General features: G+C 67.2%; 14 protein-coding genes. 6 read left to right on the forward strand and 8 right to left on the reverse strand.

The window, feature by feature from the left end; translation table 11 throughout:
* The first annotated feature begins 106 nt into the window (after window positions 1-106).
* The 3 genes from AC1DEZ_RS13245 to AC1DEZ_RS13255 all read left to right on the forward strand — a co-directional run bounded on the left by AC1DEZ_RS13245 (window position 107) and on the right by AC1DEZ_RS13255 (window position 2,877).
* Window positions 107-943, forward strand: coding sequence for an ABC transporter permease (locus AC1DEZ_RS13245; RefSeq protein ID WP_441509311.1), 837 nt, complete (start codon window positions 107-109; stop codon window positions 941-943).
* Window positions 940-1,755 (forward strand): ABC transporter permease, encoded by an 816-nt coding sequence (locus AC1DEZ_RS13250; protein WP_441509310.1) that lies wholly within the window; start codon window positions 940-942, stop codon window positions 1,753-1,755. The genes AC1DEZ_RS13245 and AC1DEZ_RS13250 overlap by 4 nt, the downstream gene beginning before the upstream one ends.
* Before the next feature lie 69 nt (window positions 1,756-1,824).
* The gene (locus AC1DEZ_RS13255) at window positions 1,825-2,877 is read left to right on the forward strand and encodes an aldo/keto reductase (RefSeq protein ID WP_441509309.1); all 1,053 of its coding nucleotides are present in this window, start codon (window positions 1,825-1,827) and stop codon (window positions 2,875-2,877) included.
* 3 nt (window positions 2,878-2,880) lie between these two features.
* Here the strand turns inward: AC1DEZ_RS13255 and AC1DEZ_RS13260 are convergent, their stop codons facing one another.
* The 8 genes from AC1DEZ_RS13260 to AC1DEZ_RS13295 form a co-directional block, all read right to left on the reverse strand.
* On the reverse strand, window positions 2,881-4,155 hold the full coding sequence (locus AC1DEZ_RS13260; RefSeq protein ID WP_441509308.1) for a M20/M25/M40 family metallo-hydrolase: 1,275 nt from the start codon (window positions 4,153-4,155) through the stop codon (window positions 2,881-2,883).
* 48 nt (window positions 4,156-4,203) lie between these two features.
* Entirely contained in the window at window positions 4,204-5,136 is a 933-nt protein-coding gene (locus AC1DEZ_RS13265; RefSeq protein WP_441509307.1) for an acetamidase/formamidase family protein, read from the reverse strand.
* Window positions 5,137-5,288: 152 nt separating this feature from the next.
* A complete protein-coding gene (locus AC1DEZ_RS13270) occupies window positions 5,289-6,587 on the reverse strand; it encodes an FtsX-like permease family protein (protein WP_441509306.1) in 1,299 nt (432 codons plus the stop codon).
* The gene (locus AC1DEZ_RS13275) at window positions 6,584-7,285 is read right to left on the reverse strand and encodes an ABC transporter ATP-binding protein (protein WP_441509305.1); all 702 of its coding nucleotides are present in this window, start codon (window positions 7,283-7,285) and stop codon (window positions 6,584-6,586) included. Before AC1DEZ_RS13275 ends, AC1DEZ_RS13270 begins: the two co-directional genes overlap by 4 nt.
* Entirely contained in the window at window positions 7,263-7,730 is a 468-nt protein-coding gene (locus AC1DEZ_RS13280; protein WP_476779790.1) for a hypothetical protein, read from the reverse strand. Before AC1DEZ_RS13280 ends, AC1DEZ_RS13275 begins: the two co-directional genes overlap by 23 nt.
* 28 nt (window positions 7,731-7,758) lie before the next feature.
* Window positions 7,759-9,501: an alkaline phosphatase gene (locus AC1DEZ_RS13285; RefSeq protein WP_441509303.1), complete on the reverse strand. Its 1,743-nt coding sequence runs from the start codon at window positions 9,499-9,501 to the stop codon at window positions 7,759-7,761.
* A gap of 592 nt (window positions 9,502-10,093) precedes the next feature.
* Window positions 10,094-11,176, reverse strand: a complete 1,083-nt coding sequence (locus AC1DEZ_RS13290) for an Ldh family oxidoreductase (RefSeq protein ID WP_441509302.1) — start codon at window positions 11,174-11,176, stop codon at window positions 10,094-10,096.
* Between the two features lie 91 nt (window positions 11,177-11,267).
* The gene (locus AC1DEZ_RS13295) at window positions 11,268-12,278 is read right to left on the reverse strand and encodes an amino acid ABC transporter substrate-binding protein (RefSeq protein WP_476779791.1); all 1,011 of its coding nucleotides are present in this window, start codon (window positions 12,276-12,278) and stop codon (window positions 11,268-11,270) included.
* Between the two features lie 183 nt (window positions 12,279-12,461).
* On the opposite strand from AC1DEZ_RS13295, the gene AC1DEZ_RS13300 reads away from it, so the two are divergent.
* The 3 genes from AC1DEZ_RS13300 to AC1DEZ_RS13310 are packed head-to-tail and all read left to right on the forward strand — an operon-like array spanning window position 12,462 to window position 15,137.
* Window positions 12,462-13,262, forward strand: coding sequence for an HpcH/HpaI aldolase family protein (locus tag AC1DEZ_RS13300; protein WP_441509300.1), 801 nt, complete (start codon window positions 12,462-12,464; stop codon window positions 13,260-13,262).
* Between the two features lie 13 nt (window positions 13,263-13,275).
* Window positions 13,276-14,196: a cupin domain-containing protein gene (locus AC1DEZ_RS13305; RefSeq protein WP_441509299.1), complete on the forward strand. Its 921-nt coding sequence runs from the start codon at window positions 13,276-13,278 to the stop codon at window positions 14,194-14,196.
* Between the two features lie 11 nt (window positions 14,197-14,207).
* Entirely contained in the window at window positions 14,208-15,137 is a 930-nt protein-coding gene (locus AC1DEZ_RS13310; protein WP_476779792.1) for a DUF6282 family protein, read from the forward strand.
* Window positions 15,138-15,326: the final 189 nt, after the last annotated feature.

Here is a 15,326-nt window from a genome sequence, read left to right on the forward strand (position 1 = left end):
CAGCTCGCTCTGGTTGCCGAGATGGTCGGGTCAAGCCCGACCATGACGGCCTCTCCGGCCCGGCCATGACGGCCTTTCTCCTTTTCGCGCATAGCCGGCAGGTTCGATGTCTCTTTCCCAACGCCAGCTCGCCCTGCTGCTGATCGCGCCCGGGCTCGCGCTCGTCGCGGCGCTGTTCCTCTATCCGCTCTGCTTTTCGCTGATCTCGGCCTTCACCGGCCCGGACGGCGGCTTCTCGCTGCAGGCCTTCGCCAAGGCCTATGAGCTTTATTCCGGCGACATCCTCTTCACCGTCGTCATCGTGCTCTCCTCCTGCCTGCTGACGGGGCTTGCCGCCATCATCATCGCCGGCACGCTGACGCTGGGCGAGAACCGCTACATCGTCGGCACGCTCAAGGCGCTCTATCGCTGGCCGCTGTTCATCCCCTTCATCGTCGCGGCGCAGTGCATGCGCACCTTCCTCGCCAAGAACGGGCTGATGAACAATTCCTTCGTCGCCATGGGGCTGATGGAGCCGCTGCAGGCCGTGAGCTTCCTCGACTGGCGCGGCATCATCGCTACCTTCGTCTGGAAGCAGACGCCCTTCGTCGCGCTGCTGCTGGCCGGCGCGCTCGCCGCGCTCGACCGCGCCACGCTTGAGGCCGGCCGCAATCTCGGCGCTTCGCGCATGCGCGTCCTCGTCGAACTCGCGCTGCCGCAGGTGATGCCGCAGCTCCTCGTCGCGCTCGTCCTCTCCTTCGTGACGATGCTCTCGGTGCTCTCGGTGCCGATGATGGTGGCGGGCTCGCAGCCGACGATGCTGACCGTCGACATGGCCTTCCGCATCAATGCCTATGGCGACTACGCCACGGCCAATGCGCTCGGCGTCATCACCTATCTGATCTCGGCCGGCGCGGCGATCATCTACCTCAAGCGCGGCATGGCAAAGGAGGGCACGCCATGATCCGCGTCGCCTCCGGCCTGCGCATGGTCCTCGCCGCCTTCGCGCTCGCGGCCTTCGCCTTCTTCCTGATCGGGCCGCTGGTCAATCTGGCGCTGTGGTCGGTCGCCGAGCGCTGGTACACGCCCTATAAGCTGCCGGTCGTCTATGGCACGCGCTATTGGGAGCAGGTCTTCCGCCCGACCGGCGATGCCATGGCCTCGCTCGCCACCTCGGTCTGGATCGCGGTGCTCACGGTGATCGTCGCGCTCGTGCTCTCGATCCCGGCCGGCTACGCTCTGGCCCGGCTGAAGCTGCCGGCGCGCGCTCTCTTCATGGTCGTGTTCCTGCTGCCGCAGGCCTTCCCCTCGGTCGCGATCTACATCAACGTCGCGCGCATCTTCTACCAGCTCGGCATCAACGGCACCGTCTTCGCCGTCGTGCTCGTCCATGCCGCGCACGGCCTGGTCTATTCGGTCTGGATCGCGGCCGCGGCCTTCGCGGCGGTCGATCGCGACCTCGAGCTGGCGGCCCGCAACATCGGCGCCCCACCGCTCAAGACCTTCTTCTCCGTGACGCTGCCGCTCGCTGCCCCCGGCATCATCGCCAGCGGCATCTTCGTCTTCCTGGAATCGCTCGACGAGTTCACCGGGACCTTCTTCGTCGGCGTGCCGCAGGTCACCACGCTGCCGCTGCTGCTCTACAATGCGGCGATGGGCGGCAACTATCAGGTCGCCTCGATCACGGCGCTGATCCTGCTGGTGCCTTCGGTGCTGTTCATGCTGTTCATCGAGCGCTTCCTGCGCGCCGATGTGCTCGCCAAGGTCGGGGCCTGAGGGGGGAGGGCTTGCGCGGCCCCGGGCGATCCGCAAATCTCCCGCTCCCTCCTGCCTTGCGGATCCGCGATGACGACCGGCGTTGAACTCCCCCCATCCGGGCCAATCCCGGATTCCGTTCCGCGCGGGCGGCCGATCGCCGGGCTCCAGCCCAGCCTGATCGGCTTCGGTGGCGCGCCGCTCGGCGATCTCTACGGCCATCTCGACGAGGTGACGGCGCAGGACACGGTTCGCGCCGCCTTGGCCGCCGGCATCAACCTCGTCGACACCTCGCCGCTCTATGGCCATGGCCTCTCCGAGCATCGCATCGGCGCGGCGCTCCGCAGCGTGCCGCGCGAGAGTGTCATCGTCTCGACCAAGGTCGGCCGCTGGATGCAGGCCGGCCAGCCGAAGCGCGACGGCTCGGGCTATGCCGGCGGCCTGCCGCACCCGGCGGTGATCGACTATTCATATGATGGCGCCATGCGTTCCTTCGAGCAGTCCCTGCTCAGGCTCGGCACCGACCATATCGACATCCTGCTGATCCACGACGTCGATGTCTGGACCCATGGCGACAGGATGGAGCAGCGCTTCATTGAAGCCATGGACGGCGCCTATCGCGCGCTGGAGAAGCTGCGCGCATCCGGCGCGGTCAAGGCGATCGGCGTCGGCGTCAACGAGGCCGAGATGTGCGCGCGCTTCGCACGTTCAGGCGATTTCGACGTGATGATGCTGGCCGGTCGCTATTCGCTGCTGGAGCAGGGAGCGCTGACGGAATTCCTGCCGCTCGCGCTGGAGAAGAAGATCGCGGTGATGCTGGCCGGTGTCTTCAACTCCGGCATCCTCGCCACCGGCGCCAAGCCCGGTGCGTTCTACAACTATAAGCCGGCGCCGCCGGAGGTGCTGGCCCGCGTCGCCAGGATCGAGGCGGTCTGCGCCGCCCACGGTGTCGCCCTGCCGCAGGCGGCGCTCGCCTTCTGCGCCGCGCATCCAGCGGTCGCGACGATCGTGCTCGGCGCCGTCACCCCGCAGGAGGTCACGCGCAACCTGGACCTCGTCGCGCGGCCGGTGCCGGCCGCGCTCTGGCGTGATCTCAAGTCCGAGGGTTTGCTCGCCGCCGAGGCGCCGGTCCCCGAGGGCTGAGCCCTACTTGGCCACCGGGCCGGGCGCGCCGAGATAGTCGACCGCGCAGGCGACGTGCAGCTTCATCACCGCGATCGCCTCGTCGATGGTGACGTACTCCTCGTCGGTGCCCATGCTGATCGGGGAGGGGCCGCAGATCAGCGCCGGGACGCCGCGCCAGCGCCAGTAGCGCGTGTCGGTGCCCCCCAAGCTCGACACCGGCGGGGCGTCATGGCCGAGCAACTCGCGGATGTTGCCACGCAGGATGTTGGCCATCTCGCTGAAGGGATCGGTCAGGCTCGCCGGGTAGCTGTGGTCCTCGTTGACGACCATTTCGCAATCGGCGTCGCGGGCGAGCGCTTCGAGGTCGGCCCGGATCGCGTCGCGGTCGGAGCCGATCGGGATGCGCATGTCGAGATGAGCGATGCAATGCGTCGGGATCTGCGTCGCCTTCTGCCCACCCTGCAGGATGCCGACATTGACGGTGATGCGCCGGGCGACATCGCCTGCACCCTTGCCGAGATTGAGGTCGGCGGCGGCAATCGTCTCGGGCGAGGTCAGAACCGCATCGATCTCCAGCGGCAGCGTCGCCAGCTTGAGGTGGTAGCGGTCGTAGATCACGGTCACGAGCCGGCTGACATCCGCGATCGGGTTGCGCGCCCGGTGGGCATAGCCGCCATGGCCGCCGATGCTCTTGGCCGAGAGCGAGAAGCGCAGCGTGCCTTTCTCGGTGAAGCGCAGATTGGCGAGGCCGCTGGGCTCGCCATTGAGGCAGCAATCGGCGGCCATCTCGTCGGCGAATTCGTCGAACAGATATTTGGTGCCGTAGCGCCCGCCCGACTGCTCGTCCGAGACCACGGTCAGGGACAGCGCGCCGCTCAGCTTCTCGCGATGGGGATAGAGCTGGCAATAGGCGAGGATCGAGGCGAGCGTCCCGGTCTTCATGTCGGAAGCGCCGCGGCCCATGATCTTGCCGTCGACGATCTCGGCCTCCCACAGCTTCTCGTTGGTGACCGGGAAGATGTCCATATGGCCGTTGAGGATGAGATGGCGGCCGGGATTGCCGCCCTCCCAACGGCCGATGATGTTCGGCATCTCCGTCACGAAGGCCTCGGTGCGATGCGGCACACCGGCTTGGTCGAGCAGCTCGCGCACGAAAGCGGCAGCCTCGCGCGTATCGCCCGGCGGGTTGACGCTCTTGATGCGCAGGAAGCGGCGCAACAATTCGACGATCTCGTCGCGGCGATCGTCAATCGCCTGAAGCAGCTCTGCCTTCAGGGCGGCGGTATTCGTGGGCATGATGGGTCGTCTTCTTGGTGGTGGCGTTTCGATGAATGCGAAATCGTGTCAGGCCCGGGCGAGGAGCGACATCGGCCGCGTAAGCTCGGTCTTCTCCAGCCGGGCGGCGACGCAATAGGCGGGGTTGAAGACGTTGGCGATGTCGTAGCGCACCGCCTGGCCCAGCAGATGGCTCGCCTCGACCGGATCGACGCCGAGGTCCTCGACGACCCAGCGCAGCAGTTCCGTGGTAGCGAATTGCAAGGGCTGGTCGAGCGGGCGCCCGGCAGCGATCACCAGTAGGTCGGTCTCGGTCTCGCAGCGCGGCCAGCGCAGCCCGAGCTTCTTCACGAGCTTCACCGAGAACTCGACCTCGAACGAGGTCTCGACGCCGGTGCCGGCGATCTCGCCATCGCCCTGGCAGGCATGGCCGTCGCCGAGGAAGAACAGTGCGCCCGCCTCGAAGACCGGGAAGGCGATGGTCGCGCCCGGCCCGAACAGCCGGTAGTCCATATTGCCGCCATAGGCGCCGCTCGTCGCGGTCGAGATCGCCTGGCCGCGCTCCGGCGCGACGCCGAAGCAGCCGAGCATCGGCGCGAGCGGGAAGCTCCAGTCTTTGATGCGGGCGGAGGGCTCCAGCAGCTTCACCGTGCCGGCCTCGGCATCGACAGCCCACTCATAGCGCTCGCGCTTCGGCAGTTCTCCCAGGATCGACGGGTCGAGCACGGCAGGCGCCAGCGGCGAATAGGTCCAGCCGGTCTTCCGATTCGGAGTCATCCGCTCGATGGTGACAAGCAGCGCGTCGCCCGGCTCGGCGCCGGTGACGAAGAACGGGCCGGTCATCGGGTTGCCGCGCGGCGCGTGCTGCACGCCGTCATGGCCGAAGCCGGCGGCATCGAGCGTGGTGGTGACCACGCTGTCGCCGCTGGCGATCTCCAGAACCGGGGGCAGAGTGCCGATCACGTTCGAATAGCGGGTCGGGACGAAGTGATGGCGCGCCATGAAAGCCTTCCGGAGCAGGTTCGCGTCGATGTCGTGGCCGGGCGTTGGCCGCTTGGCGCACTGACCGTAGGGGCTCGCCCATTCCGTGAGAAGCGCTTGCCGGCGAAGGGGCGCCCTGCGTCAGGCTCGCCCCGGCTTGTCCGGCGGAGGCCTCAGTCCCTCAAGTCCTGGATGATCGGGCTTCGATAGGAGATCGCCGCCGGCAACAGCGCGAGCAGGCTTCCCACGACGCAGAGCAGGCCCGCCTGCGCGAGCTCGCCCAGGCCGATCGCAGGCGAGAGCGAAAGCCCCGTGCGAGCCGCGACGAGGCCCGAGATCGCATGGGTCGCGATCACGCCCAGCAGCAGCCCGATGAGGCAGCCCGCGGCGATCAGGACGATCGTGCCGATCCACGTGACCAGCAGCACATAGGAGCGCGGCGCGCCGAGCGCCCGAAGCGTCGCATAGCGACGCCGGCGCAGCCCGTTCACGGCAATGAGGAGAAGCACGACGCTGGCAAGGATCAGCACCGCGTTGGAGGCGGAGGCGACGACGAGGATGTCCCGCATGTCGCCGAGCGCTCCGTAGAGCGAGACGAGAACCTCTGCCGGGAAGAAGGCCATGGTTCCGCCCTGCCGGTATTGCGCGCGCAGCGCATAGGCGCCGGCGACGCTCCTGGGCTTCACCACGATCGCCGGAACGCCCGGCACGCGCTTGCCGTCGAAGGGCGGCCCGATCCGGGCTTCCTCGGCCGGGCGTCGATCGCCTGTGCCCGACCCGGCGTGCCAGAACGGAGCGTCGCCGCGTGCCTCCTCGGCATGGCCGTTGCCGAGGCCATGGACCTCCCAGACGCTCTCGATCGGCACCAGGATGGCGCGGTCCCAGGGCGAACCCAGCCGCGGCAGCCGGCCCACGGCGGTATAGCCATGGCCCTCGTGCCTGTGGCTGAGTTCCTCCTCGTCGGCCTGGCCGGGTCTGGACACATGGCCAGCGACGCCGTGGGAGGGTTCGATCGTGTCGCCCAGCCGGTATAGGACATCGGCGCCGAGCACGGCTTCGCCTTCCGTCGTGAAAAGCCGGCCTTCGCTCGGCGCGATCCGGCCCCATCGTGAGGCAAAGGCGGCCGTCGTGCCGATGACCGGATAGCCGCGGCTGACATCGCCGAAGGCGACCGGCGCGAAACTCCCGACGCGCTCGTCCAGCGCCAGCGCCTTGAGGACCCGCCCGTCGAGCAGCGGCAGCGCGTCGAGCTGCAGATAGACACTCGACATCAGCAACTGCGTTTGGCTGCCGGGAGCGCCGATGATCAGGTCGAAATCATCGGCAGCCCGGGCTGAACCCTGGCGCAGCGCCCGTTCCTGGGCGCCGATCGCGATCCCGGTGGCGACTGCGAGAGCGACGAGCAGCATGATCGCCGGCGCGGTCCAGCGCAGGGCGCGCAGATCGGCCAGCACCATCGGCCAGGGGTTCATGCCGCGTGTCCCGCCCTGAGATCGAGCCTCTGCGCCAGCCGAGCGAGCAGGCGCGGGTCATGCGATGCGCAGATAAGGGTGGCGCCGCTCTCCTGCGCAGTCTCGGCGAGCAGGTCCGCGACGCCATCGGCGTGATCGGCGTCGAGGCTGGCGGTCGGTTCGTCGGCCAGGATCAGGCGCGGTGCGTTGAAGAGCGCGCGGGCGATCGCGACGCGCTGCTGCTCGCCGCGCGAGAGAACCGCGGCCCGTCGGTGAGGGTCCTTCAGCCCGACGCGGGATGCCAACGCGAGGGCGCGTTCGCGGCCGGACGTGCTCAGGCGCCAGGAGGAGAAGCTCGCAGGCAAGGCGATGTTGCCGGCGACATCGAGCTCCGGCACCAGATGGAAATCCTGGAAGACGAAGCCGAGGGTCTGCCTGCGCCAGCGGTCGCGCCGGGCTTCGGGCAGGGCGGATACCTCGGTCTCGCCCCAGCGCACCGAGCCGGTGCCAGGGCGCAGCAGGCCGGCGATCAGATGAAGCAGCGTGGACTTGCCGCAGCCGGACGGGCCGCTGATGCCGAGCGCGGCGCCGGGCTCGATCACCAGTGCGGGAATATCGAGAACGCGGAAGGACTGCCCATCGCCGTCGCGGTGATCCAGTGCGATATCCGCGAGAACGAGCCGTTGCGCGCTCGCCTCAGGCGAGGGAGAAGCCGGCATCGGCGATCCTGATCTGGCTGACGAAGCCGGTCTCGGCATCGGTCGCAGAGCCGATCTCCAGCCGCCCGCTTACCACGACCTTGCGGCCGGCGCTGACCATCGCCGTCTCGTTCTTCATGAACACGACGACGATATCGACCGGCCAGTCGGCATCGGATTGGCAGAACGGGCAGATGGCGAGCGGTTCGCGCGTCAGCACGAAGAAATGGCTTTCCGGCTTTAGCGGCGGCGCCATGTAGCCGACCATCCGCACGGTCTTGCCGCGCAGGGCAGTGACCCTGTCGGAGAACTGGAAGCCCAGAACCCCGAAAGACTTGTAGAGGCCGTCGAAGGAGATCGACTCGGTCTCGGCGGCGGCGCGGGCCGGCTCGCCAAGGCTCGCCGCCGCGAGGCCGAACACGGCCCCGCGGCGGGTGATGGTCACGGTGGGGTTTCGCCGGCGCATGGATGCCTCCGCAGCCCCAATCATCGGCTCACTTGCCGCCGAGAGCCAGCGCTTCGGTCATGACGCGGAACACGAAGGTGTTGGGCTTGTGGCCGCGGAAGCGCTCCGCGCCGGGGCCCATCGCCGTCAGGATGACGTCGTCGGCCGAGTGGACGCCGCTATTGGCGTCGAGCGGGAGGTTGCCGACCTTGCGCGTCGCGAGCGGGCCCGAGCAGTCCTTCTCGTTGGCGATATTCGCCTTGCCGTCCGGGCCCTTCACGGCCGGAACGCGCTCGCCATCCATGGCGGGGCGGCCGGTATCGCAGGTGTCCGGATACGAGCCATAGACGACGGCCAGGCGACGCGAGGTGTTGATGTCGGTCGGATAGCCCTCGGCATCGAGCGGGCCGTAGTTCGGCGGCAGCGACTCGTTGTAGACGCCGAGCTTGTCGCGCAGCTGCTGGCCGGGGCGCTCGTCGTCATAGGTGCCGATGATCGAGATCGGATGGGCGTGGTCGGGGACGACGATGATCAGCGTGTCGTTGCGCTCGCCGGCGAAGTCCTTGGCGACCTTCACCGCGTTGTCGAGCATGATCGTGTCGAAAACCGAACGCTCCCAGTCGAGCGAGTGGCTGTACTTGTCGATGCGGGCGGATTCGACCATCAGCAGGAAGCCTTCGGGATTGCCCTTCAGCATGTCGATGGCGGCCTTGGTCTGCTCCACGACATCAGGCTGGTCCGGGAACTTCGAGATCGTGCCCTTCTTGGCGAGGCGCAGGTCGAAGGCACCGTCGATATTGCCGGTGTTGTAGAGGCCGAGCAGCTTCTTCTGGCCGGCGGCGACGGCCGCGTTCATCTCGGTCTTGGTCGTGGCGAGGGTGTAGCCGGCTTCCTTGAACTTCGCGATGAAGTCCTGCTCGTCGGTGCGCTTCGAGCCCGGCGTCGCCTTGGACAGGAAGTTCGGCGAGCCGCCGCCCATGATCACGTCGGGCTTCACGTCGAAGAACATCTTGACGATGTCGTTGAAGTCCGAGCGGCGGCGGGTATGGGCGACCATCGAGGCGGGGGTCGCGTCCTCGATCTCGGAGTTGGTCACGACGCCGACGGACATGCCGGTGCGGCGCTTGGCGAGCTCGGCAATGGTCTCGACCTTCGGATGGTCGAGGGTCAGCGCGTTCTTGGCGCAGTAGACGCCGAGCGCGTTGACGCAGGATTTATGGCCGGTGGTGTAGGCATGCGCGGCATTGGCGCTGTCGGTCACGATCGAGTCGGTGCCCGAGGTCGAGATCAGCGCCATGTTGGACATGTCGTCCATGGCGAGCTCGCCGTCATATTTGCCTTCCTTCCAGCCCTTGGAGAGGATGCGCGCGGCGGTGCGATTGGCGACCGACATGCCGTCGCCGATGAAGAGGATGACGTTCTTGGCGCGGCGCGGCTGGGCCGTGGCGAAGACGTCCCAGTTCACGGTCGCCTTGTTGCCGCCCTGCGTGGCTTCGACCACATAGCGGCCGGCCGGCAGCGAAGCGCCGCGCAGCCACAGGGCGGAGTGCTTCTGGCCTTCCTCGCTCTGGATGAAGCTGGTCGGACGGCCGAACACCTCGGCGGCCGGCTTGCCGTTGATGGTGACGTTCACATCGGCAGAGGTCGGCGCGTTCGGGAATTCGACCTTGAAATCGAACCGCGAGCCTTCGAGGATCTCGGCACGGTCGATCGGATAGACGGTCTGCGCGGCGGCTGACCCTCCCGTGACGCCCGCGGCGAGGATCGCCGCCAGCCATTGATATGCGCGCATTGTGGTTCTCCGCCTAAATGCTCGTGCCGGTGGCCCTCGCCTAAGGCCGGAACGTGACAGTTTGAACAAACTCGCGGCGACCGGGCCGCGCGATTTTCGGCTCCGTCGATCCGCCTGTCATTGGAGCCTGGCGGCGAGAGGCGCACGCATCGACGCGAACGCTATTGGGAACAATTTGAACGAAATCGCGACCCCTGTCTTAGGAACGGGGCGGCATGCTGCGGGCTGTTCACCGAGGAAAAGACATGGATATTTTCAGCATGCTGGGCCTGATCGGCTTCATTGCGCTGGCCTATGCATTCAAGCTGGCGACGGAGAGCGTGACCTAAGGATAAAGCTACCGGGGCTGGCGCATCCGGGCGCATGCAGGTAAGGATTGATTTACCTTACGTTGCGCCAGGCTGCCAACATGATCGACGTCGCTCTCAACCTGCTCGGCATAGTCGCGTTCAGCCTGCTCGGCTATGCGATGCTCATGGCGGTCAGAGGCCCGAAAGCCGAGGCTTGAATCGGAATGGCGCGCCAGCCATTCGTGCTTCTGCTTTGAATGGTCGTGCAGCCGCCTTTGCGGCAGGGCGATGCATGTTCGCGCTCAATCCCGATCCTGATTTGACCGGCTCTCGCTGAGAGCGATGGGGATCGCGACTCCCAGGCGGCGAGCGCGGCTGCGCAATGCATCGAGCGTTTCTCCTCCCAGGCGAGAGGCGCCGTCGAAACGGCTTCTGGCCTGGACTGCGCGATCTCCCGGCAGACGCGCGGGGCCGGCGCCCGGAGCCGTCCGCGAGCTGCGGATGCGATCGGCAAAACCGGAGGCGGCAGCCTCGAATTCCGCAAGGGGCCGCAACCCTTCGACCTGGATCGCCATGAACAGGTTGGCGCTGCCATAGGCGCGGGCCAGGTCGCCATAGAGTGGTTGCACCGCCTCGCCGATGCCGCCGGCCGAGAGCCCGCCGGCCAAAAGATCGACCATCACGGCAAGGCCGAAGCCCTTGGCCCCCGCGGCTGGCAGGAGCGTGCCCAGCAGCGCGTCTCGAGCGTCCCGTGTTGGCTGGCCTTCCGCCGTCTGCGCCCAGCCCTCCGGAATCGGCTCGCCCTTGCCGGCAGCCAGCCTGATCTTGCCCATGGCGCCCGCGCTCATCGCGAAATCCAGCGTAATGGGTTCTCCGCCCGTCGGGACGGCGATCGCCAGCGGATTGTTGCCGACGACGGCTTCGACAGCGCCGGGGGCCGGCAGCATGGGCCGTGTATTGGCCATGACGATGCCGATCTGTCCGCTCAGCGCGATCTTCCGCGCGAAGCGTCCGGCCGCGCCGAAATGAAAGGCGTTGCGCACCGCCACCACCGCAAGGCCATGCGCGGTGGCCCGCTCCGTTGCGATCTCGCAGGCCCGCTCGGCCGTGACCTGCCCCAGCCCGTTCCCGGCATCGATCGTCAGGCGCGAGCCCAGATCCGCGACGATCTCGCCCCTCGCGCAGGGATCGACGGAGCCTCCTGCGATCCGGTCCAGATACATTGGCAGATGCAGCAAGCCATGCGAGGCCAACCCCTCGATATCCGCATCGACGAGAGCCTCGGCCACCAGGGTCGCATTGTCGGGCGGCGCCCCGGCCGCTTCGAGCAGCGCGACGGCGAAGCCCGTCAGGATTTCCGCAGGATAGACATCCGAAACCGACATCGCTTCGCCTCGATGCAGCACGCCCGGCGCGACGACCGGGCGTGCAAGCCAGTTTTCAAATCCCGGCGGAGCCGGATCGGGACGATGTCGCTCAGCGCGCCGGCGGAGCGTATTGCAGGCCGCCGGCGGTCCAGAGCTTATTGAGGCCGCGCCCGATGCCGAGCTTCGAGCCGGCGCCGACATTGCGCTCGTAGACTTCGCCGTAATTGCCGACCTGCTTGACGATCTGGAGGGCCCAGTCTGGCTTCAGCCCCATCGACTCGCCGAAATTGCCGTTGCCGCCGAGCAGGCGCTGGGCCTCGGGAGAACCGGTGCGCTTCTGCTCCTCCGCATTGGCGGCGGTGATGCCGAGTTCCTCGGCATTGATCATGGCGTAGAGCGACCAGCGCACGATGCTGGTCCAGGTCTCGTCGCCCTGACGCACGACCGGGCCGAGCGGCTCCTTCGAAATCAGCTCCGGTAGGATGACGTATTCGGCCGGGTTGACCAGCTTGAGCCGGTAGGCGGAGAGCGCCGAGACATCGTTGCTGAACACGTCGCAACGGCCGGATTCGAAGGCCTTGGCGACTTGGTCGCCGGATTCGAAGGCGACGCCCTCGTATTTCATGCCGTTCGCCCGGAAATAATCGGCGATGTTGAGCTCCGTCGTGGTGCCCGTCGGCACGCAGACCGAGGCGCCGTTAAGGTCCTTGGCCGAGGCGATGTTCTGCGACTTGCGGACCATGAAACCCTGTCCGTCATAATAGGCGATGCCGACATAGCGCAGGCCCATCTGGGTATCGCGGCCGAGGGTCCATGTCGCCTGCCGGGACAGGAGGTCGATTTCGCCCGTCTGCAGGGCGACGAAACGGTCCTTCGGGCTGAGCGGGGTGTAGCGCACCTTCCCGGCATCGCCGAGGACGGCGGCCGCGACCGCGCGGCAGATGTCGACATCGAAGCCGCCCCAGCGCCCCTTCTCGTCGGGGACGGAGAAGCCGGCCACGCCCGGGCTGACGCCGCAGACCAGTTCGCCGCGATTCCTGACATTTTCGAGCGAACCGGCAGCGGCAGGCAGGGCGGAGGCGGCCAGCAGGCCGGCGATCAGCAGGAGGCGCTTCTTCATTTGGGATGGCCTTTCAGACGGTGCGATCCGCCGCTTCATTGAACCTGGCTCGATCTTGCCGCCTTTCTGACCAAAGGGCAGGCACGCATCAATGCATTTCGAAGCGTGAAACGCGGCAACTTCCGGCCGCGCTCGGCAGAGCTGGTGCCATCATCGCCGCCACCGAAACCGGCACGTTGCAGCATGCAAGCTCCCGCACCCAACAGCTTCCGCCAGCGCCTTCTCAGTGGCGCCTTCCTGGCCGGCAGCTTCATCAAGACACCCACCGCTCACGCCACCGAGATTCTCGGCCATAGCGGCTTCGACTTCGTCGTCGTCGACCAGGAACACGCCCCCTTCGACCGCAACGCGACCGATATCGCGCTGCTGGCGGCGCGCGCGGCCGGCATCTCCGGAGTCGTCCGCGTTCCCACGCTCGCGGCGGACGCGATCCTGTCGGTGCTCGACTGCGGCGCAGTCGGGGTCCTCGCGCCCCATATCGCTGATGTGGCCGATGCCGAGGCGCTCGTCGCCGCCTGCCGTTATCGCGGCGGCCGGCGCGGCTTCTCCGGCGTCACCCGCGCCGGCCGCTATGGCGGCTCGAAGATGTGGGACCTCGTCGATGCCTCCGACGCGGCCGTAGCCACCATCGCCATGATCGAGGACCCGTCGGCCATCGAACGGATCGACGCGATCCTCGCCGTTGAGGGATTGGATGCGGTCTTCATCGGTCGCGGTGATCTCACGGTCGCCTTCGGCGCGCCCAATCGCGACGCTCCGGTGGTTCGCGATGCTGTGGACGCGATCTTCCGGGCGGCGAAAGCGGCCGGCAAGCCGGTCTGCGTGATGACGGATAATGGCGAAGAATCCGCCGCCTTCGCCGAGCGCGGCGCCAGCGCCTTCATCCTTTCTTCGGACCAGGGCTTTTTGCGCAAGGCCGCAACCGACGCGCTCTCACAAATGCAGGCAGCCCGAAGCCGGGTCGAAGCCTCCGCAGCGCGATAGGAGTACCGAACCCGTGTCGAACTATCCTTCCAGCGATCCACGCTCGCAATTGTCGGCGCAGCCGGCGGCCAAGGCACCTGCGGTCAAAGCCTATGCCGGCGCCGACTACGCCCGCTTCTATGCGCAGGAGCCGCAGCAGGCCGGCGACGGTTTCAAGACCTGGCTGGCGCGCGGGCAGAACTTCATCGTCGCCTATTCCGATGTCGAGGCCGGAGCCGTGCTGGAGCGAGCATCGCAGCCCGACGAGTATTGCCTGATCCTGCCCGAGAAGACGCTCGGTGCGACGGTTTCCGCCGGGGGCGCGACCGTCGACGTGCCGGGCGGCTCGATCGCCTTCATCCCGCCGGGCGCATCGCGCATCACGACGACGGGCACGGGCCGCCTCATTCGCATCTTCTCCAGCGCCGCGCCCGATCTTGCCGCGGCCTGCTCCAATGCGGCTTCCTACGCGCAGCCCCACGCCAATGTCGCGCTGCTCAAGCCATGGCCGGAGCCAACAGGCGGCTGGAAGATCCGCAGCTACAGTCTCGATGCCGGTGGCGGCGAAGGGCGCTTCGGGCGCATCTTCCGCTGCACCACGCTGATGGTGAACATCCTCGATCCGCGCATGGGCTTGCGCGACATCACCGCGCTCTCGCCGCATCACCATGACGATTTCGAGCAGGGCTCGCTCGTCATCGACGGCGGTTATATCCACGACATCCGCTGGCCCTGGACGCCGGACATGCGGATCTGGCGCGAGGACGAGCACGAGCTGATGGCGGCGCCTTCGCTCACCGTGATCCCGCCGCCGTCGATCCACACCTCCCGCTCGGTGCTGCCCGGGCTGAACCAGATGATCGACATCTTCTCCCCACCCCGCCTGGATTTCTCGCAGAAGCCCGGCTGGGTCATCAACGCCGCGGATTATCCGATGCCCGGCGAAACCGCGTGAGGGCCATGGACATGACTGCCACTGCCATGAATGCCGATGCGCGCAGCCGCCAGATCGCCGACCTCCTGGTCGGTGCCGTCGACCTTCACTGCCATAGCGGCCCGGCCGCCATGCCGCGTATCCTCGACCATCACGAGGCCATGCTGGACGCCGCCGAAGCCGGGTTTCGCGCCGTCGTCTACAAGGACCATTTCTACCTCGGCACGGCCCATGCGATCCTGCTCGAGAAGCTCGTGCCCGATACCGGCGTCAGGCTGTTCTCCGGCATCGCGCTGAACAATGCCTCGGGCGGATTCAACCCGCATGCGGTCGACCATGCCATCAAGCTCGGCGGCAAGATCGTCTGGCTGCCGACGCTCTCGGCGAAGAACCACATCGACGTGCTCGCCTCGGGCGCGGTGAAGACCTTCCCGAAGACAGCGCAGAAGATGCTCGATCCAATCCCGCTGACGGCCTTCGGCGCGGATGGCAAGCTCATCGACGAGGTCAAGCAGATCCTCGACCTGATCGCGGCCGGCGACATCATCCTCGCCGGCGGCCATCTCTCGACGCCGGAGCTTTTCGCGGTGTTCGAGGAAGCGAGGGCGCGTGGCGTGAAGAAGCTGCTCGTCGATCACCCGACCTACATGGTCAACCATTGCAGCGATGCGGAAATCCGCCATCTCGTCGATCTCGGCGCGGTGATGGAGCATTCGATCTGCATGTTCGTCGAGGGCAAGTCGAAGAAGTTCGAGCCGTCGGAGCTGCGCCGCGTCATCGAGGTCGCCGGCGTCGAGAAGACCGTGCTGTGCTCCGATCTCGGCCTCGTCGGCTCGCCGCGCCCGGTTGACGGCTATCGCGAGATCGTCGGCCATCTGCTCGACCTGCAGTTCACGGAAGCCGAGATCAAGCGAATGACCGGTGGCCATGCGGCGGAGCTGCTGGGGTTGGACGCTGCTTAGGACCCAACCCGATCCATCTCTAGTCTCGCGGACTCTTCTTCCGGGTAGGAGCGTTGGAAAAATGAAGGGCGCGGGGAACCCTTCTCCCGGATGGGAGAAGGGCAGGGATGAGGGCCTGTCCTACCCGCAGGAGACACAACGGGACCGCCGCGCTCCAATGAACAGCGGCGGTCCCTCGCCCCTGCCCGT

The organism is Allobosea sp. 10L422 (assembly GCF_056395345.1).

Coding starts and splice junctions, on each gene's coding strand:
- AC1DEZ_RS13245 (WP_441509311.1), top strand. CDS start 107: ATGTCTCTTTCCCAACGCCAGCTCGCCCTGCTGCTGATCGCGCCCGGG.
- AC1DEZ_RS13250 (WP_441509310.1), top strand. CDS start 940: ATGATCCGCGTCGCCTCCGGCCTGCGCATGGTCCTCGCCGCCTTCGCG.
- AC1DEZ_RS13255 (WP_441509309.1), top strand. CDS start 1,825: ATGACGACCGGCGTTGAACTCCCCCCATCCGGGCCAATCCCGGATTCC.
- AC1DEZ_RS13260 (WP_441509308.1), bottom strand. CDS start 4,155: ATGCCCACGAATACCGCCGCCCTGAAGGCAGAGCTGCTTCAGGCGATT.
- AC1DEZ_RS13265 (WP_441509307.1), bottom strand. CDS start 5,136: ATGGCGCGCCATCACTTCGTCCCGACCCGCTATTCGAACGTGATCGGC.
- AC1DEZ_RS13270 (WP_441509306.1), bottom strand. CDS start 6,587: ATGAACCCCTGGCCGATGGTGCTGGCCGATCTGCGCGCCCTGCGCTGG.
- AC1DEZ_RS13275 (WP_441509305.1), bottom strand. CDS start 7,285: ATGCCGGCTTCTCCCTCGCCTGAGGCGAGCGCGCAACGGCTCGTTCTC.
- AC1DEZ_RS13280 (WP_476779790.1), bottom strand. CDS start 7,730: ATGCGCCGGCGAAACCCCACCGTGACCATCACCCGCCGCGGGGCCGTG.
- AC1DEZ_RS13285 (WP_441509303.1), bottom strand. CDS start 9,501: ATGCGCGCATATCAATGGCTGGCGGCGATCCTCGCCGCGGGCGTCACG.
- AC1DEZ_RS13290 (WP_441509302.1), bottom strand. CDS start 11,176: ATGTCGGTTTCGGATGTCTATCCTGCGGAAATCCTGACGGGCTTCGCC.
- AC1DEZ_RS13295 (WP_476779791.1), bottom strand. CDS start 12,278: ATGAAGAAGCGCCTCCTGCTGATCGCCGGCCTGCTGGCCGCCTCCGCC.
- AC1DEZ_RS13300 (WP_441509300.1), top strand. CDS start 12,462: ATGCAAGCTCCCGCACCCAACAGCTTCCGCCAGCGCCTTCTCAGTGGC.
- AC1DEZ_RS13310 (WP_476779792.1), top strand. CDS start 14,208: ATGACTGCCACTGCCATGAATGCCGATGCGCGCAGCCGCCAGATCGCC.